The following is a 21,865-nucleotide window of genomic DNA, read 5'->3' on the forward strand; positions in this document are numbered from 1 at the left end:
TGTGCAGCCAGGCTATCGGATGCGATGGTCTGGACAAAATCATCCAGCCCGGTCGCGGCCGGTTTATCGCGCGTGCGGGAGACGTTGGAGCATCGGGAGCGGTTGCCGCCGGGCTGATTTGCGGCCCGGGCGGCGACCCCCCGAAAACTCAGGCGCTCAATGCCTCCAGCAGAGCCGCGCGCTGGCGAGAGCCCAGGCCACCGATACGACGATCGGCCGGGATTTCCGCCTCATCCATCAACTTGGCCGCCTTGACGGGGCCGATTCCCGGGAGCGCCTTGATCACGGCCGCTACCTTGGTCTTCTTGACCAGGTCTTCCTTGTCTGCGCGCTTGAGAACCTCCGCCAGACTGACCGATCCCTGCTTGACCTGCGCGATCAACTCCGAGCGGGCCTTGCGCACCGCGGCGGCTTTGGCCAGCGCCTCAGAGCGTTGTTCGGGGGTCATGGTGGGCAGAGCCATATGTCCTTACCTTTCACTCGTTCGCTGGTACGTCGGCGTCGAGTAAACATGACGCCAGGCCCGCAACCGGTACGACACACCGCGTGTTTCGGCTCAACACGTCGAGCGACCTGCTGAAACCGCCTCGTTACGCCGGTCAATTGTCCAGGAGTTTGCTGAAAAAGACACCTGGCAAATACGCCGCTCATCGGCCGGGATCGGTATTACGGTGGGCCGGAAAGACGCACGCGCACCGGTGAAAGGCGGGGCAGATGACAACCACGTATCAGTACGCCAGGTGGGCCACCGATGAACCACCGCTGGCGCACCGATACGACAGCGCCGAGCCCCTGACCTGGAATGGCGCGAAGGTTTACCCCCTGCATTCGCAGCATGTGGGCGTCTCCCCCACCACCGTCACGCTCACCCTGCGCTCGGCCGCACCGCGCCGCGGGGTGCGCGGGGTGGGCATGGGATTGGCCGTGGAGAGCGGGCACGTCCTGCTGAACGGCCATCAGTTGAGTGGGGTTGACGTCTGGGCCGACGCCATGTCCGGCGGCATCGAACTGCGCGTATGCCCCGGCTCCCGGGATGCCGCCATCTCGCTGACCCCGGTCTGGGTGGACGAATTCGGCGATGTGGTGTCCTGGTCCGGCAATTACGGCATGCTCATCACCCGCGAGAGATCGTGCCTGGTGCTGCACTGCAGCACCGGTGTCGGCCCGCCCGACTTCACCGAACTCGTGGTCGAATTGGCCACCGCCCCCACCCCGCCGGACCCCATCCCGGCCGCGGACGCCGGACGCTATACCGGTGCGCTCTACGACCTCGGCGTGGCCCTGCACCATCGCGGTGACGACCGCAAAGCCTGCGAGTTATGGCGGCAGGCAGCCGGTTTGGGCAATATGAGCGCCGCCTACGATCTCGCCGTCGTGCTGCTGCGCCTGGGCCAGCTCGCCGAATCCGAACAGTGGTGGCGGATCGCCGCGGAGCACGGTGACACCCGCGCCATGGCCGGACTGGCCGATGTGCTGGACCGCCGCGGCAATCCGGCCGAGGCCCGCATCTGGCGCGCTGCGCTCGCGGCCGATTCACCCGCACACTGACCGGAAAATACTGCGGCCCCGCCATTTCGGATCAGCAGGGCCGCAGTCTATGCCGAATGGCAGTCAGTGCCAGCGCATCTCACTTCCCCCGTACGGCGGACCCGTCCTTGTAGAGCCGCAGGTACTCACCGGTCAATGACTTCGGATGCCGCAGCAGTTCGGCCGGGGTGCCGGTGAATACGATCTCGCCGCCGTTCTTACCGCCGTCCGGACCCAGGTCGATGACCCAGTCCGCGTGCGCGACCACATCGAGATTGTGCTCGATCACCACGACGGTATTGCCCCGTTCGACCAGGCCGTCCAGCAGTCGCAGCAGGGTGTCGACATCGGACATGTGCAGTCCCGTGGTGGGTTCGTCCAGCACGTACACCGCCCCGCTGTTCTGCAATTGCGTCGCCAGTTTGATGCGCTGGCGTTCCCCGCCGGACAGCGTACTCATCGCCTGCCCGAGGCTCAGATAATCGAGCCCGACCTCATTCATGGTGCGCAACTTGGCATTCAACGCCTTTTCCGGGAAGAAATTGACGGCGTCTTCGGCCGAGAGCTCCAGCACATCGGCGATCGACTTACCGCGCAGCCCGAGCCCGAGCACCTCCTCGGAGAACCTGCGCCCGTCACAGGATTCGCAATGCGTGGTCACCGGATCCATGTACGCGATCTCGGTGATGATCACCCCGCGGCCGCCGCATTCGGTGCACGCGCCATCGGAATTGAAGCTGAACAGACTCGCGGGCTTGCCCGTGGCCTTGGCGAAGAGCTTGCGAATCGGATCCATCAACCCCAGATAGGTCGCGGGTGTCGACCGTGACGAGGCCGCGATGGCCGACTGGTCGACGAATACCGAGTCCGGGTAGCGTGCCATGAACTCATCGCGGATCAGACTGCTCTTGCCCGATCCGGCCACCCCGGTGATGGCGGTGAGAATGCCGGTCGGCACCCCGACGGAGACGTTCTTCAGATTGTGCGCGTTCGCATTGTCCACGCGCAGTTCGCCATTGGCGGCCCGGAATGCCTCCTTGACGGTGAATGCGCGCCGCAGCGCCTGCCCGGTGAGCGTCTCGGCGACCCGCAGTTCCGCGAAACTGCCGGTGAACATGATCTCCCCGCCGTGCGCACCGGCCCGCGGACCGACATCGACGATGTGATCGGCGATCTGGATGACATCGGGATCGTGTTCGACCACCAGCACCGTATTGCCCTTGTCGCGCAGCGCTTCCAGCATGCGATTGAGCCGCCCGACATCGCGCGGATGCAATCCCACGCTGGGCTCGTCGAAGATGTACGTCATCCCGACCAGCGTGCTGCCCAGATGTTTGATCATCTTCAACCGTTGGCCCTCACCACCGGACAGCGTCGAGGTCGGCCGGTCCAGACTCAGGTACCCGAGGCCGATATCGGCGACCCGTCCGAGCGCGACCCGCGTCGCCTCGGCCAGCCCCAGCGCCGCCGGGTCCTGGATCTCGCCGAGCACCTCGATCAGATCGGTGATCTGCAATCCGGTCCAGTCGGCGATATTGCGCCCGTTGATCTTTGTGGCCAGTGCCTTCTCGTTGAGCCGTGCCCCATGACAGGCCGGGCACACCCCCTCGGTGAGGAATTTCTGAATCTGCTCGCGGGTCTTGTCCGAGAGCCCCGAGGTATCCCGCTTGACCCGCGATCGGGTGAACTTATCGGCCAGCCCTTCGTAATTGGCCTTCCAGGTGCCCTTGTTGAAAGTCAGCTCCACTTTGCCGCCGCTGCCGTGCAGCAGATCGTGCCATTCCGAATCGCTGTATTCGGCGAGCTTCTTATCAAGGTCGAAGCGCCCGGAATTGCCGTACAGCTGCCAATCTCCGCTGCCCACACCGTATCCGGGCAGCAGGATCGCGCCTTCGTTGAGCGATTTGGTCCGGTCCACCAGCTTGTCCGGATCTGCGGTGATGGTCATGCCCAGGCCGTCGCATTCGGTGCACATGCCCTGTGGCGTATTGAACGAGTAGTCGTACACCAGCCCGGTCGAGGGTGATCCGAACCGCGCGAACAGCGCGCGAATGAGCGCGTAGATATCGGTCATGGTCCCGACCGTCGAGCGCGGTCCCCCGCCCACCGACTTCTGATCGATGATCACCGGCGCGGTCAGGTTCTCGATGGCCTCCGCGTGCGGGCGCTCGTAGCGGGGCAGGAAGTTGAGGATGAACGCCGGGAAGGTGGCGTACAGCTGGCGCTGGGATTCGATGGCGATGGTGTCGAACACGATGGACGATTTGCCCGAACCGGACACGCCGGTGAAGACGGTGATCTTGTTCTTGGGGATGTCGAGGGAGACGTTGCGCAGATTGTGCTCGCGGGCGCCGAGGACCCGAATCGTTTCAGCGGAAGCAGCGGACATACCTCTCACCATGCCATCCGTGTACCCCCAAATGTGCGGCAAATTGTGATGCAAATCACACTAAATCCGCCAAATATCAGGGTCCAGCCAGGATTGCCGATCGGTCGCGCCGTTCTACAGTGGCGGTCGATCGCGGCGGTCGGACACCGTCGCGCGCTACCCCGAGGGACATACCGATGAAGACCATGCGCTGGACCGCCGGCCTCGCCGCCGCCGCGTTCGCCGTCACCTTGATGTCCGGCTGCAGCGAGATCAAAACCGCTGTGAACCAGGGCGGCGACACCAAATGCAGTGACTACCTCAAGCAGGATGCGGACACCCAGCGCATCACCATCACCAAGTTCATCAAGCAGCAGACCAACACTCAGAACGAGCCGTCCGGCACCAACGTCGATATCGGCATGGCCTCGGTGCAGACCCTGTGCCAGATCCAGGCCAACGGTGAAACCCCGATCCGGAACGCCGACATCGCCGGAATCTTCATCAGAAAGTAGCCCGAAACCGCCCGCTACCAGCCGATTTCTTATTTCCCCGCATTCTCGGCTACTGTTGTCGAGCACACCGAGTCGGGGTGGCGGAATGGCAGACGCGCTAGCTTGAGGTGCTAGTGCCCTTATTGGGCGTGGGGGTTCAAGTCCCCCTCTCGACACAGAAAAGAGCCCTCCTTCGGGAGGGCTCTTTTTGTTTGCCCGAGCAGATTCCAGGGACCTGCGCGCGGCGGCGTACCGCCGATTACGGCTGGCGGCGGATGTGCGCCGGCACCCGCCGAAGTTAGCGTTCGACCTGCGAATCACTCGTTCTTTGGAGTTGTCATGGCATCTCTGTCCTTGATCTCATCGCGGGCCCGATCATGAGGGCGCTCGTCACCGGCGGCACCGAGGGGATTGGCCGCGAGATCGCGATCGGACTCGTCGGCTCGGGCGCGCAGGTGCTGGTGACCGGGCGCGACGCCGCGCGCGGTGCGGCGTTCGCGGCGCACACCGGCGCGACGTTCCTGGCTGCCGAACACGCGACGGTGCACGGAAACCTCGAACTGGCCGCGGCGGTCGCGCACACCACCGGCGAACTCGATGTTCTCGTGAACAATGTCGGCGGTATGGCGTTTCCGAATCGAACACTGAATTCGGAAGGGCACGAGGTCATCTCGGCGCTCAACTACCTCGGCCCGATCACCCTCACCGATGCGCTGCTGCCCATCCTCACCCCGAACGCGCACATCCTGCAGATCGTGTCCAGCGCGCTCCTCATGCACAAGGGCGACCCGTTCACCGAGCCCGACGCCTACACCGCGATCGGCGCCTACGCCCGAGCCAAACAATTGAACCTGCTGGCCATGCTCTCGCTGGCCCGGCGGACCCCCGGCGATCGGTCGATCAACGCGGTCAACCCCGGAACCGCCTGGACCCCCGGCGTCCGGCAGCTCACCCCCGACACCGTCCCCGCCTGGCGTCTCATCTGGCCGATCGTGCGCGCCGTACAGAAGCGCGCACGGCCGGACAGAGCGGCCCGGGTTCCCATCCGCCTGGCCCTGGAAAGCGTTGGCAGCGGCCAATTCTTCGAGAGCAAGGGCAAACCCGCATCGCTACCCGAGCGTCTCCAGGACCCGCGCCTCCAGGACCGGGCGTGGGAGGCCGCACTGGTCCACTGACGACCCGTATCAGATCAGTGCGCGCAGCATGCCCTGTGGCTCGACGCCCATCGAGGTCAGGGCGTCGGAGTGGTAGATCGATCCCGGGATGTGGATGGCGTGTTGCAAACCGACGTGCGCGTCGCGCCAGAAGCGTTGCAGCGCATTGTTCTTGCGTACCGCGTTGCCGCCGGAGCGGGCGAAGATCTCGTCCACGGCCGCGACCGCGCGCCAGGCCGAGCGAACCTGGTTGCGGCGCACCACCGATCGGTCCTCGAAGGCGATGGTCTTGCCCGCATCGGCCAGATCGTAGAGGCGGCTGATGCCGTCCAGGAGTTGTGAACGGGACGCGGCGATCTCCGAGGCTGCCTCGGAGATGGCGTAGAGCACGTACGGATCGTCCTTGATGGCGGTGCCCATCGCGGTGATGCGATTGCGCTGATAGTCCAGATGCGCGGCCAGCGCGCCCTCGGCGATGCCGATGACCGCGGCGGTGATGCCGAGCGGGAACATGGCCCAGAACGGCAGCCGGTACACCGTTTCGGTGCGCCCGGCGCGATCGGCGGCGATGGTGCCCGAGGCGACCTCCTCCGAATCGATGGTGCGGTAGTCGGGTATGAACGCGCCGTCGACGCTGACGTCCTTGCTGCCGGTTCCGCAGAGCCCGATGACATCCCACGAGTCGTCGACGATCGTGTAGTCCGCACGGGGCAGCACCACGTGCAGGGTGCGCGGCGGCATGACGGGCGTGCCGTCGGGGTTACCGACCAACGCGCCCAGGAAGATCCAGTCGCAGTGATCGGTGCCGGAGGAGAAGCTCCAGCGGCCGCGCAGAATGTATCCGCCGTCGGTCGGGGTGGCCACGCCCTGCGGCGCGTACGGGGAGGCGATCCAGGTATCCGGGTCGGTGCCCCAGACCTCCTGTTGCAGACGGCGATCCATCAGCGCCATCTCCCAGGGGTGCACGCCGCCGACCCCGCATACCCAGCCGGTGGAACCGCAGGCGGCCGCGGTGGCCATCACCGCTTCGGCGAAATCCCTGGGATGCGCGGCGTATCCGCCGAATTCGGTGGGTTGCAGCATGCGCATCACCCCGGCCTCGCGTACCAGCGCGACACTCTTCTCGGACAGTTTGCCCGCCCGTTCGGTCTCCTCGGCGTGCGCCGCCAACTGGGCGGCGAGCTCCTCGACCCGCTGAACAACCTTGTGCGACATGCCCGCACCTTTCGAACCAACTCACGACCTCGGCCCCGCCGTGCGACGGGGCTACCTCGAAGCTAGCCGTGACGGGGGCCACAGCGGGCGGAGTTCCCGGTGACCGGGTCTCAGGATGTCTCGTCGGTGGAGTCGTGTTCGGCCGCCCACAGCATGTGCTCGCGGTCGGCCCAGCATCGTGACACGGTGCCGGTGAGCATGCCGCGCATGGCTTCTCGATCGCGCAGCGCGTACATGAGATGCCCCACCACGAGAATGCCGAAGGCGAGCGCGAACCAGTCGTGCATGAGGGTCGCGCCGGTGCGCCAGACCAGTCGTGTCCACTCCGGGAAGTACATGATGACGCCGGTGCCGAACAGTACGAAGATCGATCCGGCACTCAGCGCGGCATTGAGTTTCTGCCCGGCATTGAATTTCCCGACATCGGTGCCGAACAGACGGCGCGCCTTGGACCGGAACCACAGCCGATCCGCGGCGGTGAATCGATTCAGCCGCGACAGATCCGCGCGGTAGGCGCGCGAGAGCAGGCCGAGCAGAATCGGCACGGGCAGCGCGAAACCCGAATAGACGTGCACCAATTCGACAATGTGCCGATTGCCCACCAGCACCGCGAGTGACCCGTTGTACAGGATCGCGGCGGTGACGACGCAGATCAGCACGAGCACCGCGACCAGCCAGTGCACCCAGCGCTCGACCCGCCCGAAGCGGTGCAGCTCAGCTGGTCGGGTCATCATCACGCCCGTTCGACGCGCCGACCCAGCCGTCGATCGAATAACCCCGGCGCTCCCAATAGCCGGGGACGACGTCGCTGGTCAGCTCGATTCCGGAGAGCCATTTACAGCTCTTGTAGCCGTACATGGGCGCAACATACAGCCGAACCGGTCCGCCGTGATCGTGGCTGACCGGCCCGTCGATCATTTCCAGGGCGACGATGACGTCATCGCGCCGGGCCTGGTCGAGGGTCAGGCTCTCGGTATAGGTGCCGTCGAACGAGGTGAAGCGCACCGCGGTGGCCGTGTTCTTGACCCCGGCCCCGTCCAGTAGATCCGCCAAACGTACTCCGCGCCAATGGACTTCGGGCACCCGCCAGCCGGTGACGCACTGGAAGTCACGCACCAGCGTGGTTTGCGGCAGCGCGCGCAGTTCGGGCAGGGTGTGACTGCGCGGGGTGTCGACCAGCCCGGTGATATCGAGCCGATAGTTGCTCTCATCGCGCCTGGGCGCGCCGCGGGTCACCGAATAGAAGCGGAAGGTATTGCCCACCGGCAACAGCCCGATCAGTCCCGTCGGATCGTGATTGCCGATGGGGCCGAGCACCGCGGCGAGTCCCCGTTGAATCGATGCCCCGCCCAGCACTCCGGCCGCTCCGGCCGCGAGCAGGCCCAGCACCACCCGTCGCCCGACGGGTGCGCCTGGATCGTCGGGCTGGGAAGCCTTGTCGGCGGGCACGACTCCACTATCCACCGCCCGCACCGGTCCGCCCACTCGGGGCGGCTACGGTGGTGTCGAGAACCGCTTCCGCGCGGTGCCAACGAAAGGCCCGGCTATGCGCAGCCCCATCCTCGTCGCGCTCGGTGTCATCCTCGCCCTGGCCGGAGGGCTCTGGGCGCTCCAGGGCTTCGGCGCCATCTCCGGCAGTCCGATGACCGGCACCGTCACCTGGTCGATCATCGGCCCGATCGTCTTCATCGCCGGTGTGCTGCTGGCCGTGCGCGGCTGGCGCGGTACCCTGCGCCGCTGATCAGTTCCCCTGTGCGGCAGCGGAAACCGGCTGCCACTCCCGCCATACCGCGAGCCGGGACTCGTAGTCCGCGGTGGCGATGGCGAGCGGGACCTCGCCGAGGAAAATGCGCAGCGGCGGCTTATCGGCATCGACGACCTTGAGGATCGCCGCGCCGGTGGCGGTCGGATCGCCGGGACGGTTGGCCGAACGCTGGGCGGCGCGGGCCGCGCGAGCGGGTTCGTACGCTTCGATCGGGGCGGCGTGTTTGGCCGACGGCCCGGACCAGTCGGTCCCGAAACCGCCCGGCTCGATCAGGGTCACGTGCACCCCGAACGGCGCGACTTCCTGCGCGAGCGATTGCGAGAAGCCCTCCAACGCCCACTTCGAGGCGTGGTACGCGCCCAGATTCTGGAAGGCGGAGATGCCACCGATGCTGGAGACCTGCAGAATGTGCCCGCTCCCCTGCGCCCGCAGAATCGGCAGCGCCGCCTGCGTAACCCACAGCGCGCCGAACACATTCGTCTCGAACTGCGTCCGCAGTTCCTCCTCGGACAGTTCCTCGATCATGCCGAACTGTCCGTACCCCGCATTGTTGACGACCACATCGAGCCGCCCGAACCGATCGGCGGCCGCGCGCACGGCAGCGAAATCACCCTCCCGATCGGTGACATCGAGCTGGATCGCCTGGAATGTGTCCGGATACTTGGCGACCAACTCGTCCAGTGTGCTCAGATCGCGCGCGGTACCCGCGACGCTGTCGCCCCGCTCCAATGCCGCGACCGCCCATTCGCGGCCGAATCCTCGTGAGACGCCGGTGATGAACCAAACTTTGCTCATGCGACCACGGTAATCAGCTGGAGTGCACTCCAAGCAACCCTCGATCGCGGCGAATTCTCGCGGTGCGGATGGTGCCCCGGTCGCGGCGGTAGTCCGCGGAACTGGTCCCGGGGCTGGTCGATGGGGTGCCCAGCGCGTTGCCGCCACGCGAGGCCGGTGCATCGGCACGGCCGCGAACGGGATTGTGCCGGGCCGGGTAGCGCATTCGATATCCGCCGCAGCGGTCGCAATGGGTAGCGTGGCGGCATGAATTCGCTGCTGCACCGGATCTTGGACATCGCACCGGTGTGGATCTACTTGATTGTCACCGCACTGGTTTTCGTCGAGGACGCCATCTTCGTCGGCTTCGTGGTGCCCGGGGAGACCGCCGCGGTGCTCGGCGGTGTCGCGGCAAGCCAAGGGCACGTGGCGCTTTGGGCCATGATCGTGCTGGTCGTCCTCGCGGCGATCGTCGGCGACAGCGTCGGGTACGAGGTCGGTAAGAAGGTCGGTCCGCGGCTGTTGGGCGTGCGGATTCTCGACAAGCATCGCGGTCGGGTCGAGCAGGCGCAGGACTTCCTGGCCCGGCGCGGCGGCTGGGCGGTGTTCCTCGGCCGCTTCACCGCGTTCTTCCGCGCCATGATGCCCGCGCTCGCCGGAACCTCGAAGATGCCGTATCGCCGCTTCCTCGCGTTCAACGCGTTCGGTGGAATCGTCTGGGGCACAACATTCGTGGTACTCGGTTTCATCGCCGGTAATTCCTATGAGCGGGTCGCGAAGACCGTCGGCCGCGATATCGCCATCGGTGTCGCGGTACTGGTGGTCGTGGGCCTGATCGTCTGGAAGGTGCGCGAACGCCGCCGCGAACGCACCTTCGAGGCGAAGTACGAGGCCGCGCACGAGGCCGACTGATCCCGTAGCGAAACTCCCGTGCGCGCGGAGCCGGTGCGACACAATGGAACTCCGGCGGGATTCGGGGTGTCGCATGCGGACTCTTCCACTGTTAGCGGCCGCGCTGCTCGGTGTGTCGCTCGCCCTGACCGCGCCGGCGCAGGCTGCTCCGAGTATCGGAAGGTATGTGGCGCTCGGGGATTCGTTCGCCTCCGTCGGTGATCTGACCGCGCTGAACGGCCCGCCCGGCTGCTTCCGGGCGGCGGACAACTATCCGAATCAAGTGGCGGCCGCGCTCGCCCCCGCCGAATTCGTGGACAACACCTGCGGCGGCGCGACCACCCGCGATATGACCGAGGCGCAATCGGCGTTCGGCGATGTGAATCCGCCGCAGTTCGACGGTCTCACCGCCGAGACGGACCTGGTGACGCTGACCATCGGCGCGAACAATCTGGATCTGCTGCGCACGCTGGTGCCCTGTCTGATCCCCTCGCTCGCGGAAACCTCGTTCACCCCGCGCATCGGTAACCCCTGCGAACAACGCTTCACCGCCACCGGCGTCGATACCTTCGCACAGCGCATCGACGATGAGGTGCGCCCGGCGGTGGCCGCGGTGCTGCGCGGGATTCGAGATCGCGCGCCCCGCGCCACGATCGTCGCGGTGAACTATCTCGCGCTGGTTCCGCCGACCTCGGACGAGTGCGGGTACTGGCACGGTGTCGCCAAGGGCGATATCCCCTATCTGTTCCGCGCCCTGCGCCGGCTGTCCACCATGCTGATGGATGAGGCCGCGCACGCCGGAGACATCGGTGTGGACGCGAATGTCATTGCCGGACACGATATGTGCCAGACCCACGACAAGCGCTGGGTGGAATCGATCTACCTGCCGCAACCCGCCACGCCGTGGCACCCCAATTCGCTCGGCATGCGCGCGGTCGGCGCGCTGGTGGTGGCCGCGCTCCGGAATTGACCGTTTCGCGGATGCCACCCGCGATGCGCTCGGTCCACTCTGGTTGGATATGGCCAGTGACCAGCGTTGCTTTCAAACTCGTCGGACCGCATCACTTCGATCAGGTGATGCCGGCGTGGGCGCCGCAGTTCCCCCGCTTCAATCGGGTGATCGGCTACACCGACCTGGGTCACGCACTGCTCATGAGCACCGGCACCGGCGAATACGCCATCATGGACCCGTATTTCCCCGGCACCAAGGTCTACGGCACCTTCGACGACCTCTCCGCGTTCGTGGATCGCGTCCTGTTCGACCCCGACGTCATCACGTATATCCTGCAACCCCAGCATGTTTCGGCCATTCGCCGCCGACTCGGCCCGCTTGCCGCCGGGGAGGTCTACATCGCCGCGCCCTATCCGTTCATGGGCGGCTCGGAGCATCCGGACTCGTATCACAAGGGCGGTGTCTGGGCCTTCTACGATCTGGTGGCCCAGGCGCACGGCTTCGACAGCGACGCCTTCAGCGAGTAGGTGACAGGCCGCGCGCCTGAGCCCGGCCGAAAACTCAGTCGCGGGTCGCTGTGACCACAACGGTCGTATAGCGCACGGTCGCAACACCACCGGTCGCGTCGATCGCCGCACCGACCTCATCGAGTATCCGTGCCAGCGGTTCCGGCGCGAGCTGGGTGAGCGTGCCCTGCGACGGTAGTAGGTCCAGGTATTCGGCACGGGTGTAGGGCTGTTCCCATTCGAACCGCCACACCTCGGGCTCGGTGAACCGGCCCGACTTACGCAGCCCATCGGTGGCCCGGTCGGTGACCGCGCCGGACCCGCCCGCGCCGCGCCGCATGGCGGCCGTATCGAACGGCGAGTCGGGCAGTACCCGCTGGTAGGCGGCGATGAAGGAGTCGGTCACCTCGGTCGGTGCGTCGGCGACATTCCAGAACGCGGCGAATCTACCCGTGGGGACAAGGATGTCCGCGGCTTTGGCGGCCCCGATGACCGGATCGACCCAGTGCCACGCCTGTCCGGCGGTGACGATATCGAATGTCCGACCCGTGGGATCCCAGGTTTCGAAGGTGCCGACCTCGACGTTCACCCCCGTGTCGCGCGCGAATTCGGCCATCCGCGCATCTGGCTCGACGCCCAGCACGTCGCACCCCGCCGCCCGTAGCTGGCGCGCCGATATACCTGTGCCGCAGCCGATATCGAGCACCCGCCGACCGGGACCGGCGGCGGCCACCCGCCGCACCATGTCCTCGGGATAGCGCGGGCGGGCGCGGTCGTAGCGTGCGGCGTCCACTCCGAAGGATTCGGCGACATCGCGATGCGTATGCGGCTCCGGTGCACGCGGAACCGAGGGTTCCGGCGGTATTGTGGGCATGTGCCCACTCTAGTGGGCGCATGCCCACTCGTCAACGATCGCCCTGTGAGAGAAGGATTTACGGTGCCCACCGGTGTAGCCCTCCGTGACGTTCGCGAACAGTTGTTCGCCGCCGCCGAACGCGTGCTGTTGCGCGCGGGTCCCAGCGGTTTGACCAGTCGCGCCGTCACCGATGAGGCGGGCTGTGCGAAAGGCGTTCTGCACCGCCACTTCTCCGATTTCGACGATTTCCTCGCCGAACTGGTCCGCGACCGGATCGCCGTACTCGCCCGCGACGCAACCGAACTGCGTGAATCCGCGGGTATCGGAACCGTCGACGACAATCTCGCCGATGCGGTCACCAAGGTGTTCGGCCCCGTCGCGGTGGCCATCGTCAGCCTGATCATCTTCCGCGACGAACTACGCACCCGGCTGCGCGGCACCCGCCCGATCGGCGTCCCACTGCTATCGGACGCGACCGTCATGGTCTCGGAATACCTCACCGCCGAACGGGAATTGGGCCGTCTCACGGCGGATGCCGACGTGGACACCCTCGCCCCCACCCTGATCGGGGCCGGGCATCTGCTCTTCGCCGATCGCACCGGCACACCGCCGGACGCGGTCGCGGTGCGCCGGATGGTGGCCACGGTGTTGTCCGGATCCCAGATCCGCTAGGGGCGGAATTTCGCGGCCACGGCCGGGGTTGGTGCCGGGAGACCGCAGCACGACAGGCAACAGGACGGGTGAGATGAACGCCTTCAATGAAAATGTGATCGAAGAATTCCGCGCCAATGGCGGTAAGGTCGGCGGGCCGTTCGAAGGCAATGCGAATCTGGTGCTCATCACCACGACCGGCGCGAAGTCCGGACGGGCGGTCACCAGTCCGCTGGTCTACGTGTCCGACGGTGACCGCATCGTGCTGATCGCCTCCAACGGCGGCGCGGACAAGCATCCGGCGTGGTACCACAATCTGCGCGCCAACCCGGAGCTGACGGTCGAGCTGGGGACCGAAACTTACACGGGCAAAGCCGAATTCGCGTCCGGCGAACAGCGTGCGGAGTTGTACGATCGCATGGTTGCGATCATGCCCCAGTTCGACGACTACCGGCGCAACACCACCCGGGAGATCCCCGTCGCCGTGGTTCACCGCCAACCGGCCTGACCTCGATACGCGAGGGAACGGAACAGCCTCGTACAAAAAATTTCGTACAAAAAACCCAGACTCGCCGGTAACCACGCGCCGAAATGGTTATTCGAAGAGCGTGTCTTCGACATTCTGTACACTCGCTCCCCTACTGTGAAAGTACTGGGAAATAAAGCGCCCGCGTTGCATTCATGGAACTCGTAATTTTCGCGATTCGCGGAAGGGGTTGAGTGTCCGTACCGGTGAGCTGGGTCCTCTCGCAGCCCGATCTGGAGATTCCGCTGCGCGGCGGCGTCGCGGGCATCGCCCGGACCATCGCACTGGTACTCACCATCGAATCGGAGAACCCGTTCGGCTGGCTGTCCGGTGGTGAGCTGGTGCTCACCACCGGAACCCGATTACCCGCGACCCCCGCCGCCCGCGCCGCCCACCTGCGCCGTCTCGATGAACGAGGCGTCGCCGCAATGGGTTTCGGCATCGGCCCGGCCCATGCGGAGATTCCCGCGGATCTGATCGAGGTCGCCGACGAGATCGGCCTGCCGCTGTTCGAGGTCGCGATATCGACTCCGTTCGCGGCAATCGTCGCCCGCATCGCCGCGCGTTCCGCGCAACTCCGGCACGATGCGCTGCTGCGCGCCGCGCGCACCCAGCCCCGCATGACCCGCGCCCTGGTGCGTTCCGGTGCGCGCGCCATCGTGCGCGAACTCGCCACCGCGCTGCGCGCCACCGTCCTGGTGCTGGACGCGGAGACCCGGGTCACCGATGTGCACCCCGATACCCCCGATGATGAACTGCTGCATACGGTTCGCACCGCCATCGCCACCGATCCGGGCGCGACCGGCGGTGTGCACACCGATCAGGGCCGCTCGATCACCCATCAGCGCATCGGCGTCGGCGGCCGGGTGCACGGCAGTCTGGTGGTGGTGAGCCCCGCCCCGCTCAGCGCGGTGGATCAGATTCTGCTCGGCCACGCGAACTCGTTGCTGGCCTTGGATTTCGAGAAGCCGGCGCGACTATGGGAGGCCCAGCATCGACTGAACAGCACCGTGCTGGGCCTGCTGTTGAGCAGCGAATCCGATCTGGCCCCGGCCTGGACGCATCTGGCGCAGGCCGCCGACGCGGCGGGGCGAATTCGAGTGCTCGCCGCTGAGTGCGACAGTCTGGACGCGGTCGACGAGATTCGCTCGGTGGCCGAGAGCATGGCGGTGCGCTCGGGTCATCCGCTGTTTCTGCATCTGCTCGCGCGCCGGGTGCTGGTGGTGCTGCCCGGGGTCGCCGCGGTCGCCTTCGCCCGCGAACTCGCCGCCGATCTGGGTGAGGGAACCAGACGGTCGGTGCGCTTCGGTCTGAGCGGTGAGCATCCGCTGCCCGAACTGACCGTCGCCGCCGACGCCGCGGGCCTGGCCGCCGCGGCCGCCGAACGCGGTAGCGCCCCCTCCGAATTCGGCGCGCTCACCGGTAGATCGCTGCTGTCCTTCGATTCCACCCGCCGGGTGCTGGACACCCTGGCCAATACGGTGCTGACCCCGCTCATCGATCATGACGCGGCGCACGGCTCGGATCTGCTGTTCTCGCTGCGCGCCTATCTCGAGGCCAACGGCCAGTGGGAGGCGGCCGCCGCCGCGACCGGTGTGCATCGCCATACCCTGCGCAAACGCATTGCGACAGCACAGGGTTTGCTGGGGTGCGATCTGGACAGCGCCCGCGTACGCGCCGAACTGCTGCTCGCGATCCTGGCCCGGGGCAGCTGACCCGGTCTCGGGTGCGGGATGGGACGCTGGTTGATTATGAGCCGCAACCGACTTCCAGCGCTGTCAGGAGCAGTTTCATGTCCCATGCCGACCTAGTGTTCACCGGCGGCGCGGTGCTCACCATGGATTCCGCGCGCAGCCGGGCGACCGCACTGGCGGTGACCGGCGATCGCATCAGCGCCGTCGGGCACGCGCGAGCGCACGCCGCCATCGGCCCGAGTACCGAGGTGGTCGAGCTGCGCGGGCGCGCGCTGCTGCCCGGCTTCCAGGACGCGCACGTGCACGCCGCCGCCGGTGGTATCGAACTGGCGGCGTGCGATCTGAGCGGGACGGTCGAGCTGGCCGAGTATCAGCGCCGGATCGCCGCCTACGCCGCGAAAAATCCCGCGCGCGAATGGATTACCGGCAGCGGCTGGTCCATGGAGAGCTTCCCCGGCGGGCAGCCGACCCGCCAACGGCTCGACGCGCTGGTGCCGGATCGGCCGGTGTATCTGGTCAACCGGGACCATCACGGGGCCTGGGCGAATACCCGGGCGCTGGAGCTGGCGGGCATCACCGCCGCGACCCCCGATCCCGCCAATGGCCGGATCGAACGCGAAACCGACGGCGGCCCAACGGGAATGCTCCAGGAAGCCGCCATGGCCCTGGTCGAGCGGGTACTCCCGGAGATCACCCCGCAGGACCGGCTGACCGGACTGCTGTGCGCGCAGGAACTCCTGCATTCGCTGGGCATCACGGGCTGGCAGGAGGCGATCGTCGGCGGCTACGACCGCAATATGGACTCGGCGGCGACCTTCGCCCGAGCCGCCGAACAGGGGCTGCTGACCGCGCGCGTCACCGGCGCGCAGTGGTGGGAGCGCGATCGCGACGCCACTCAGATCGAAGCGATGCTGTTGCGCCGCAAGCAGTTCGGCAGCGAGCGCTTCCGCCTGGACACGGTCAAGATCATGCAGGACGGCATCGCCGAGAATTTCACCGCCGCCATGACCGAGCCCTACCTCGATCACCGGGGCTGCTGTACCGCCAACGCGGGCATGAGTTTCGTCGATCCGCGCGCGCTGCGCGGCTATGTGACCGAACTGGACGCGCTCGATTTCCAGGTGCACTTCCACGCCCTCGGCGATCGTGCCGTGCGGGAGGCGCTCGATGCGGTCGAGGCCGCGCTGACCGCCAACGGCCCGCGCGGTAATCGGCATCAGCTGGCGCATCTGCAGGTAATCCATCCGGACGATATCGGCCGCTTCCACCGGCTCGGCGCGGTCGCCAATCTGCAACCGCTGTGGGCCGCGCACGAACCGCAGCTCGATGATCTGACCCTGCCGTTCCTGGGCGCGGGCCTGCGCGATCGGCAGTACCTGTTCGGTGATCTGCTGCGCGCGGGCGTCACGCTGGCCGCGGGCAGTGATTGGCCGGTCAGTGATCTGAATCCGCTGTCCGGGATTCACACCGCGGTCAATCGCGTCACCCCGGGTTCGGCGCTCCCGCCGCTGCTGCCCGAGCAGAGCCTGGACCTGATGACGGCCCTGGCCGCGTACACCGCGGGTTCGGCGTATGCGAACCGCCGCGATGACACGGGCAGCCTGCGCACCGGAATGCTCGCGGATCTCGTTGTGCTGGACCGTGATCCATTCGAGCACCCGACGGCGGAGATCGCCGATGCCAAGGTCGAGCAGACCTATGTCGGCGGTGCGCGGGTGTTCGGTTAGGTCGATTTTCGACGGAGGTGCCACGGCGCGGCGGGCGGGATGCTATGGTCGTATCCATCAGCCGCCCGTCGTGCGCGGCGAATCCCCTTCTTCGGTAAGAGTCAAAGTATGTGTAACCGTCGGTTACACATAAATCGCCTCAACCCCGTGCGTGCTATTTATCCCGGTAGGCGACCAGATGAGCCAGTGCCGTCAGGTCGGCGGTGGCCATTCCCGGCGGCAGTACGCCCAGCGCCGATTCCAGCGCCGTTGCAGCGCGGCCCAGGGTGCGCTGGCGGCCACCGGCCTCCTCGATCAGGTTCGCCGCGCGTGCCGCCCGCTGCGCCGTCATCGGCTGGCGCGCGTGATAGATCCGCGCGAACTCCCGCCCGGGTCCGGTATCGGAGGCCAACGCACAGACCACCGGGAACGACTGCTTGCGTTGAATCAGGTCGCTGTGCGCCGGTTTTCCGGTCACCTCGGGATCACCCCAGATATCGATGGCGTCATCGACGAGCTGGAACACCAGGCCCAATTCGCACCCGAAGGTGTGCATGGCGGACACCACTCGATGATCCGCCCCGGCGCACAGCGCGCCGAGCGCGCAGGCACAGCCGAGCAGCGCCCCGGTCTTGCCCGCGGCCATGGTCAGGTATTCGTCGACCGATACCGAGGAGCGCGCCGCGAAGGCGCAATCCTCGTACTGCCCCCGGCACAGCGTGACGGTGGCGCGCGCCAGCCGGATCACCGCCTCCGCGGTCACCGCCTCGGGCACACCATCGGAGAGCACGCCCAGGGCCAGCGCCTGTAGCGCGTCGCCGAGCAGGGTGGCATTGGTTTCACCCCAGACCCGCCAGACCGTGGGCCTGCCGTGCCGGAAACGGTCCTCGTCCATGACATCGTCGTGCACCAGGGAGAAGTTGTGCAGCAGCTCCACCGCGGCGGCCGCGTGCGTGGCGCTGTCGATGGTCCCGCCGCATGCAACCGCGGCCGCGAAGGTGAGGGCGGGACGCAGGGCCTTGCCCTGTAGTCCGGTGATCTCCACGCCTTCGGCATCGCACCAGCCGAAGTGGTATCCGGCCATGCGATCCATCGGTTCCGAGAGTGAGGCGACCGCCGCGCGCAACACCGGTTCGATGGCCAGCCGCGCGGCGGTCAGCTGTCCGCGGGCCGCGAGGTGCGCATCGCCGTCGGGATGTTGCTCGTATTCCGCTGGGCGCTGGCGTATCTCGCTGTGGCCGATGGTTTTCATCATGGTCGGCCGGGTCAGACCCCAGCGGCGCATGCCCTCGAGTCGTTGTCCCGCTGTGTTTCCGGTCGGTTTCGACACTCGCATAATCGGCCCCGCTCACTCGCACACGGCCTCCGTAGCCACCCGGCGGTGATTGGGCGGCCATGCATAGAAGATCCCAATCGTCCCATCCGAACGTGAAAACGCGGGACCGCCTGTGGATTTCATTTCGGCAACGGCGACTGCGCCGCAGTTCAGGTGAGTGGCAGGCCGTGTTCGAGCGCCTCCACCGGCGCGCTGGTATAACGGGCCGCCTGATAGTGGTAATCGAAATTCGCCCGAACGTACACCGTGTAACTGATTGCGGTGGCCAAAGTGTCGGCGCGATCACGATCATCGAGTCCGGCGTCGGCGAGTTCGGCCGGAAGTCGCTCGAGTGCTGCGGTCATGCGGTCTATGCACTCGGTGAGCAGGGTGTTGACGAGCTCGAGTGCGCGGGTCCGGTTGTGCCCGTGGTGGTATTCGGCCAGCAGCACCGAGTTGTACAGGTAACCTGAGGCCTCGTCCGAGGCCACCGACAGCACATCGTTGAACAGGCCCATATGCTCGACCGCCGCCTCGCGCAGACCACGCATGGCCGGGAGGTAGCGGGCGGGAGCGCACAGGTCTATCCCCTCGGCGCGCTCGCTGATATCGAGAAATACGAAGAGCGCCACGCCATCTCGGCGATGCGCGCGATAGGTGTCCAGATCCGGAAGATTTCCGGAGAGCCGCCCCACACTCTCGGTGTAGTACGTCCAGAGCCAGTCGCGGATCTCCGCCTGTACGGCCTCGCACCATTCGGGTGAACGGCCGTGGCACAGTCTCCGCCACAGATCAGCGAACGCCACCGCCAGCACGCCGGAAGGTTGCCTGGCGCTGTCGAATACCGCGTTGAGCGCGCGCACGGCCTCCAAACAGCGCTGTGGATCGGGGATTTCAATATCGAACTGATCGTCCACCACGAAAGCCCAAGCCGTGTACTGGCTGAGCAGCGTGAGTTCCTCGATATCGGCCTTCGGGCACCACAGCGCGTACATCCGCGCTGGTCTGGTGCGTTCCATCCGCCGGCGCGTCAGTTCGGTGGGCACGAGCTCGAACGCCTCGAGCCACTCCCACATACCCGCCTCTGCCTCCAGCTCCAGCGGATTGAGGTCCACCGGGGCGTACGGCATGAAAAAATCGGTTGGCTCCATCGAAACTGCCTATCTCCCAACCAGTTTACCCGCCGCTCTGACCATACCGGCGTTTCGGCTACAACCGGCGATCTGACCGCTATTCGGCCGGTGGTGCGAGCGCCGCGTGGAGTCGGATAGCTGTCAGTGGGTCCACCCCCCGCCGGTACCAGTCCGGTCATGCGCCGGAAGACTGATCAGCCCTGCCACTTTCGCCGAGTCTATCGCGTGTTTCAAGGCCGTGCGGGGTGGCCGAACGCCGGTGTGGCGGAGCTGACTGCGCACCGAGAGATCAAGGCCGACAAGATCTTCCGTGATCAGCACGTTCGCCGCGGTGTACGTGCAAATGAGATTGCCGATGTGTGATCCGGCGGCGGAATCCGTGCGGCAGGCCGCGAAATGTATTGCGAGACACTCTCGTTGCGAATCGGCCAGCATGCGGACCGCCGCCGCGTCACGTGCCGGACCCCACGCGCCCGCCCGCTCCGGTGATCCGGCGCAGCCCGTCTGCGAGATCGCTTGCGGTGGGCGCGGTTTCCGGATCGATCAGATACTGCGCGGCCACACCGATGAGCAGCGCCTGGTAGACCAACCCCGCGGTGCGATCCTGCTCGGTGTCACCGCCGCCGAACAGGCGAGCCAGGCCCGCCCGGGCCTCGGGCATGGTCGCGGCCAATCGCGCCCGTGAGTCCGGGTGCGAGAGGGCGTCGAAGGTGGCCGCCCATACGCCGCGGTGGTCGGCGATCGACTCCCGGACCGCGTCCCATCGGGCCGTGAAGCGGCGCAGCGCGTCCGGGTCGGTGATATCGGTCGCGGCGAGCGCGCGCGCCAGTTCGTCGCCCCACTCCCGGGTCGCGGCGGTGAGCGCGGCGGTGAGCAGGGCTTCCTTGGATCCGAAGTGGTAGCCGATGGCGGCCATGCTCACGCCCGCCGCGGTGGCGATATCGCGCACGGTGGTGCGGGCGAAGCCCTTGTCGAACAGGCAGGTGCGCGCGCCGGCCAGCAGATCCTCACGGTTTCCCATGTCGAGCAGACTAGCGCAAACGCCTCAGACAAAAGTATTGCGCAAATGCCTAAGACATTTGTACAGTTCTGACCATGCGAACCATGGCCAACCAGAACGTCCTGATTTCCGGTGCGAGCATCGCCGGTCCCGCTCTCGCCTTCTGGTTGCGGCGGTACGGTTTCCGGCCGACCGTCGTGGAGAAGGCCCCGGCGCTGCGCGAGGGTGGTCAGGCCATCGATGTGCTCGGCACCGCGACCGAGGTCATTCGCCGGATGGGGCTGCTGGAGCAAGTGCACGCCCTGCAGACCGGGAAGCGCGGCTCCTCCTATGTGGGCGCCGACGGTGCGGTCAAGGCCAGCATCAGCAGCGAGGTGTTCAACGGCGTCGGGGCCGACGGTGATACCGAGATCGCTCGCGGGGATCTGGCGCGGGTGCTGTACGAGGCCACTCGCGATGATGTCGAATACCTCTTCGGCGATTCCATCGCCGAGCTCACCGAGACCGCGGACGGGGTGCACGTCGTCTTCGAGCACTCCCCCGCCCGCACCTTCGATCTGGTGATCGGCGCGGACGGTGTGCATTCCCGCACGCGCGCACTGGTTTTCGGCCCGGAGTCGGATTTCGTCCGCCATATGGGCTACTACATCTCGATTTTCACCATCCCCAATCTGCTGAACCTGGATCACTGGGAACTGGACTACAACACCCCCGGCAAGATCGCGGGCAGCTACAGCGCGCGGGAGAACACCGAGGCCAAGGCGATTTTCGCGTGGGCCTCCGACCAGCTCGACTACGACTTCCGCGATGCGGACGCCCAGCGGCGCATTCTGACCGACACCTTCGCCGATCAGGGCTGGGAGGTGCCGCGGCTACTGGCGGAACTGGCCGACGCGCCGGACTTCTATTTCGACGCCATGGCGCAGATCAAGATGCCGACCTGGTCCCGGGGCCGGGTGTCGCTGGTCGGTGACGCGGGGTACTGCGCTTCCCCGCTTTCGGGCCAGGGCGCGGATCTGGCGCTGGTCGGCGCGTATCTGCTCGCGGGCGAATTGGCCGCCGCCGCAGGTGATTACCGGCTCGCGTTCGCCGCCTACGAGCGGGAGATGCGGCCCATGGTCGATGCCTGCCAGCAGTTCGCCGAGGGGGTGGGCCAGTGGTACGCGCCCGGTAGCAAGACCATGATCCGGGTTCGCAATCTGAATGTGCGATTGCTGCCGTATCTGCCGTGGCGCGGTCTCATCGGTGGCGCGCCGCAGAAGGTGGCCCGCACCGTCGCGGCCAAGGACTACGCGGTCGCGCCGTTCTGATCTTTCGGAAAACACAAGATCAATCCGC

Annotated in this window: 22 protein-coding genes and 1 tRNA gene; 13 read left to right on the top strand and 10 right to left on the bottom strand. The window is 66.6% G+C overall.

The window, feature by feature from the left end; translation table 11 throughout:
- Window positions 1-148: 148 nt before the first annotated feature.
- On the bottom strand, window positions 149-463 hold the full coding sequence (gene mihF / locus ACFVUS_RS04235) for an integration host factor, actinobacterial type (protein WP_067563442.1): 315 nt from the start codon (window positions 461-463) through the stop codon (window positions 149-151).
- Between the two features lie 251 nt (window positions 464-714).
- Between mihF and ACFVUS_RS04240 the strand changes: the two genes are divergently transcribed.
- Complete coding sequence (locus ACFVUS_RS04240; RefSeq protein ID WP_387761705.1) at window positions 715-1,548, top strand: tetratricopeptide repeat protein; 834 nt, start codon at window positions 715-717, stop codon at window positions 1,546-1,548.
- 79 nt (window positions 1,549-1,627) lie between these two features.
- On the opposite strand, the gene ACFVUS_RS04245 is transcribed toward ACFVUS_RS04240, so the two are convergent.
- The gene (locus ACFVUS_RS04245) at window positions 1,628-3,916 is read right to left on the bottom strand and encodes an ATP-binding cassette domain-containing protein (protein ID WP_387761706.1); all 2,289 of its coding nucleotides are present in this window, start codon (window positions 3,914-3,916) and stop codon (window positions 1,628-1,630) included.
- Between the two features lie 176 nt (window positions 3,917-4,092).
- Between ACFVUS_RS04245 and ACFVUS_RS04250 the strand changes: the two genes are divergently transcribed.
- The 3 genes from ACFVUS_RS04250 (at window position 4,093) to ACFVUS_RS04260 (ending at window position 5,564) form a co-directional block, all read left to right on the top strand.
- The gene (locus tag ACFVUS_RS04250) at window positions 4,093-4,410 is read left to right on the top strand and encodes a hypothetical protein (RefSeq protein WP_387761707.1); all 318 of its coding nucleotides are present in this window, start codon (window positions 4,093-4,095) and stop codon (window positions 4,408-4,410) included.
- Window positions 4,411-4,481: 71 nt separating this feature from the next.
- Window positions 4,482-4,565, top strand: a tRNA-Leu gene (locus ACFVUS_RS04255).
- 201 nt (window positions 4,566-4,766) lie between these two features.
- Window positions 4,767-5,564 (top strand): SDR family NAD(P)-dependent oxidoreductase, encoded by a 798-nt coding sequence (locus ACFVUS_RS04260; RefSeq protein ID WP_387761708.1) that lies wholly within the window; start codon window positions 4,767-4,769, stop codon window positions 5,562-5,564.
- 9 nt (window positions 5,565-5,573) lie between these two features.
- Here the strand turns inward: ACFVUS_RS04260 and ACFVUS_RS04265 are convergent, their stop codons facing one another.
- The 3 genes from ACFVUS_RS04265 to ACFVUS_RS04275 form a co-directional block, all read right to left on the bottom strand.
- Window positions 5,574-6,758 carry a hydroxylase gene (locus ACFVUS_RS04265; RefSeq protein WP_375967292.1) on the bottom strand — a complete coding sequence of 395 codons (1,185 nt, stop codon included), beginning with the start codon at window positions 6,756-6,758 and terminating at the stop codon, window positions 5,574-5,576.
- Window positions 6,759-6,868: 110 nt separating this feature from the next.
- Window positions 6,869-7,489: a cytochrome b/b6 domain-containing protein gene (locus tag ACFVUS_RS04270; RefSeq protein ID WP_387761709.1), complete on the bottom strand. Its 621-nt coding sequence runs from the start codon at window positions 7,487-7,489 to the stop codon at window positions 6,869-6,871.
- Window positions 7,473-8,207 carry a molybdopterin-dependent oxidoreductase gene (locus ACFVUS_RS04275; protein WP_387761710.1) on the bottom strand — a complete coding sequence of 245 codons (735 nt, stop codon included), beginning with the start codon at window positions 8,205-8,207 and terminating at the stop codon, window positions 7,473-7,475. The genes ACFVUS_RS04270 and ACFVUS_RS04275 overlap by 17 nt, the downstream gene beginning before the upstream one ends.
- A 97-nt stretch (window positions 8,208-8,304) precedes the next feature.
- Between ACFVUS_RS04275 and ACFVUS_RS04280 the strand changes: the two genes are divergently transcribed.
- Window positions 8,305-8,499, top strand: coding sequence for a hypothetical protein (locus ACFVUS_RS04280; protein ID WP_387761711.1), 195 nt, complete (start codon window positions 8,305-8,307; stop codon window positions 8,497-8,499).
- Here the strand turns inward: ACFVUS_RS04280 and ACFVUS_RS04285 are convergent, their stop codons facing one another.
- Window positions 8,500-9,318 (bottom strand): SDR family oxidoreductase, encoded by an 819-nt coding sequence (locus ACFVUS_RS04285; RefSeq protein WP_387761712.1) that lies wholly within the window; start codon window positions 9,316-9,318, stop codon window positions 8,500-8,502.
- Between the two features lie 246 nt (window positions 9,319-9,564).
- Here ACFVUS_RS04285 and ACFVUS_RS04290 point away from each other — a divergent pair, with 246 nt between their 5' ends.
- From ACFVUS_RS04290 to ACFVUS_RS04300, 3 genes are all read left to right on the top strand, one after another.
- Window positions 9,565-10,209, top strand: a complete 645-nt coding sequence (locus ACFVUS_RS04290) for a DedA family protein (protein ID WP_387761713.1) — start codon at window positions 9,565-9,567, stop codon at window positions 10,207-10,209.
- Window positions 10,210-10,282: 73 nt separating this feature from the next.
- A complete protein-coding gene (locus ACFVUS_RS04295; RefSeq protein ID WP_387761714.1) occupies window positions 10,283-11,158 on the top strand; it encodes an SGNH/GDSL hydrolase family protein in 876 nt (291 codons plus the stop codon).
- A gap of 56 nt (window positions 11,159-11,214) precedes the next feature.
- The gene (locus tag ACFVUS_RS04300) at window positions 11,215-11,667 is read left to right on the top strand and encodes a T6SS immunity protein Tdi1 domain-containing protein (RefSeq protein ID WP_387761715.1); all 453 of its coding nucleotides are present in this window, start codon (window positions 11,215-11,217) and stop codon (window positions 11,665-11,667) included.
- Between the two features lie 34 nt (window positions 11,668-11,701).
- Here the strand turns inward: ACFVUS_RS04300 and ACFVUS_RS04305 are convergent, their stop codons facing one another.
- Complete coding sequence (locus ACFVUS_RS04305; protein ID WP_387761716.1) at window positions 11,702-12,520, bottom strand: class I SAM-dependent methyltransferase; 819 nt, start codon at window positions 12,518-12,520, stop codon at window positions 11,702-11,704.
- A gap of 63 nt (window positions 12,521-12,583) precedes the next feature.
- Between ACFVUS_RS04305 and ACFVUS_RS04310 the strand changes: the two genes are divergently transcribed.
- The 4 genes from ACFVUS_RS04310 to ACFVUS_RS04325 all read left to right on the top strand — a co-directional run bounded on the left by ACFVUS_RS04310 (window position 12,584) and on the right by ACFVUS_RS04325 (window position 17,100).
- Window positions 12,584-13,174, top strand: a complete 591-nt coding sequence (locus ACFVUS_RS04310; protein WP_387761717.1) for a TetR/AcrR family transcriptional regulator — start codon at window positions 12,584-12,586, stop codon at window positions 13,172-13,174.
- Window positions 13,175-13,247: 73 nt separating this feature from the next.
- On the top strand, window positions 13,248-13,661 hold the full coding sequence (locus ACFVUS_RS04315) for a nitroreductase family deazaflavin-dependent oxidoreductase (protein ID WP_387761718.1): 414 nt from the start codon (window positions 13,248-13,250) through the stop codon (window positions 13,659-13,661).
- Between the two features lie 224 nt (window positions 13,662-13,885).
- A complete protein-coding gene (locus ACFVUS_RS04320; RefSeq protein WP_387761719.1) occupies window positions 13,886-15,394 on the top strand; it encodes a PucR family transcriptional regulator in 1,509 nt (502 codons plus the stop codon).
- Window positions 15,395-15,471: 77 nt separating this feature from the next.
- Complete coding sequence (locus ACFVUS_RS04325; protein ID WP_387761720.1) at window positions 15,472-17,100, top strand: amidohydrolase; 1,629 nt, start codon at window positions 15,472-15,474, stop codon at window positions 17,098-17,100.
- A gap of 154 nt (window positions 17,101-17,254) precedes the next feature.
- On the opposite strand, the gene ACFVUS_RS04330 is transcribed toward ACFVUS_RS04325, so the two are convergent.
- The 3 genes from ACFVUS_RS04330 to ACFVUS_RS04340 form a co-directional block, all read right to left on the bottom strand.
- A complete protein-coding gene (locus ACFVUS_RS04330; RefSeq protein WP_387761721.1) occupies window positions 17,255-18,409 on the bottom strand; it encodes a polyprenyl synthetase family protein in 1,155 nt (384 codons plus the stop codon).
- Between the two features lie 155 nt (window positions 18,410-18,564).
- On the bottom strand, window positions 18,565-19,545 hold the full coding sequence (locus ACFVUS_RS04335; RefSeq protein WP_387761722.1) for a hypothetical protein: 981 nt from the start codon (window positions 19,543-19,545) through the stop codon (window positions 18,565-18,567).
- 433 nt (window positions 19,546-19,978) lie between these two features.
- On the bottom strand, window positions 19,979-20,548 hold the full coding sequence (locus ACFVUS_RS04340; protein ID WP_387761723.1) for a TetR/AcrR family transcriptional regulator: 570 nt from the start codon (window positions 20,546-20,548) through the stop codon (window positions 19,979-19,981).
- Between the two features lie 74 nt (window positions 20,549-20,622).
- Between ACFVUS_RS04340 and ACFVUS_RS04345 the strand changes: the two genes are divergently transcribed.
- Window positions 20,623-21,837, top strand: coding sequence for an FAD-dependent monooxygenase (locus ACFVUS_RS04345; protein ID WP_387761724.1), 1,215 nt, complete (start codon window positions 20,623-20,625; stop codon window positions 21,835-21,837).
- Window positions 21,838-21,865: the final 28 nt, after the last annotated feature.

Origin of the sequence: Nocardia sp. NPDC058058, assembly GCF_042885355.1 — a bacterium.
Lineage (GTDB): Bacteria > Actinomycetota > Actinomycetes > Mycobacteriales > Mycobacteriaceae > Nocardia.

What these genes read in the sequence shown, in the direction of transcription:
- ACFVUS_RS04290 (WP_387761713.1), top strand. Translation starts at nt 9,565, where the DNA reads ATGAATTCGCTGCTGCACCGGATCTTGGACATCGCACCGGTGTGGATC.
- ACFVUS_RS04295 (WP_387761714.1), top strand. Translation starts at nt 10,283, where the DNA reads ATGCGGACTCTTCCACTGTTAGCGGCCGCGCTGCTCGGTGTGTCGCTC.
- ACFVUS_RS04265 (WP_375967292.1), bottom strand. Translation starts at nt 6,758, where the DNA reads ATGTCGCACAAGGTTGTTCAGCGGGTCGAGGAGCTCGCCGCCCAGTTG.
- mihF (WP_067563442.1), bottom strand. Translation starts at nt 463, where the DNA reads ATGGCTCTGCCCACCATGACCCCCGAACAACGCTCTGAGGCGCTGGCC.
- ACFVUS_RS04285 (WP_387761712.1), bottom strand. Translation starts at nt 9,318, where the DNA reads ATGAGCAAAGTTTGGTTCATCACCGGCGTCTCACGAGGATTCGGCCGC.
- ACFVUS_RS04340 (WP_387761723.1), bottom strand. Translation starts at nt 20,548, where the DNA reads ATGGGAAACCGTGAGGATCTGCTGGCCGGCGCGCGCACCTGCCTGTTC.
- ACFVUS_RS04240 (WP_387761705.1), top strand. Translation starts at nt 715, where the DNA reads ATGACAACCACGTATCAGTACGCCAGGTGGGCCACCGATGAACCACCG.
- ACFVUS_RS04315 (WP_387761718.1), top strand. Translation starts at nt 13,248, where the DNA reads ATGAACGCCTTCAATGAAAATGTGATCGAAGAATTCCGCGCCAATGGC.
- ACFVUS_RS04250 (WP_387761707.1), top strand. Translation starts at nt 4,093, where the DNA reads ATGAAGACCATGCGCTGGACCGCCGGCCTCGCCGCCGCCGCGTTCGCC.
- ACFVUS_RS04345 (WP_387761724.1), top strand. Translation starts at nt 20,623, where the DNA reads ATGCGAACCATGGCCAACCAGAACGTCCTGATTTCCGGTGCGAGCATC.
- ACFVUS_RS04305 (WP_387761716.1), bottom strand. Translation starts at nt 12,520, where the DNA reads ATGCCCACAATACCGCCGGAACCCTCGGTTCCGCGTGCACCGGAGCCG.
- ACFVUS_RS04335 (WP_387761722.1), bottom strand. Translation starts at nt 19,545, where the DNA reads ATGGAGCCAACCGATTTTTTCATGCCGTACGCCCCGGTGGACCTCAAT.
- ACFVUS_RS04280 (WP_387761711.1), top strand. Translation starts at nt 8,305, where the DNA reads ATGCGCAGCCCCATCCTCGTCGCGCTCGGTGTCATCCTCGCCCTGGCC.
- ACFVUS_RS04260 (WP_387761708.1), top strand. Translation starts at nt 4,767, where the DNA reads ATGAGGGCGCTCGTCACCGGCGGCACCGAGGGGATTGGCCGCGAGATC.
- ACFVUS_RS04325 (WP_387761720.1), top strand. Translation starts at nt 15,472, where the DNA reads ATGTCCCATGCCGACCTAGTGTTCACCGGCGGCGCGGTGCTCACCATG.
- ACFVUS_RS04270 (WP_387761709.1), bottom strand. Translation starts at nt 7,489, where the DNA reads ATGACCCGACCAGCTGAGCTGCACCGCTTCGGGCGGGTCGAGCGCTGG.
- ACFVUS_RS04245 (WP_387761706.1), bottom strand. Translation starts at nt 3,916, where the DNA reads ATGTCCGCTGCTTCCGCTGAAACGATTCGGGTCCTCGGCGCCCGCGAG.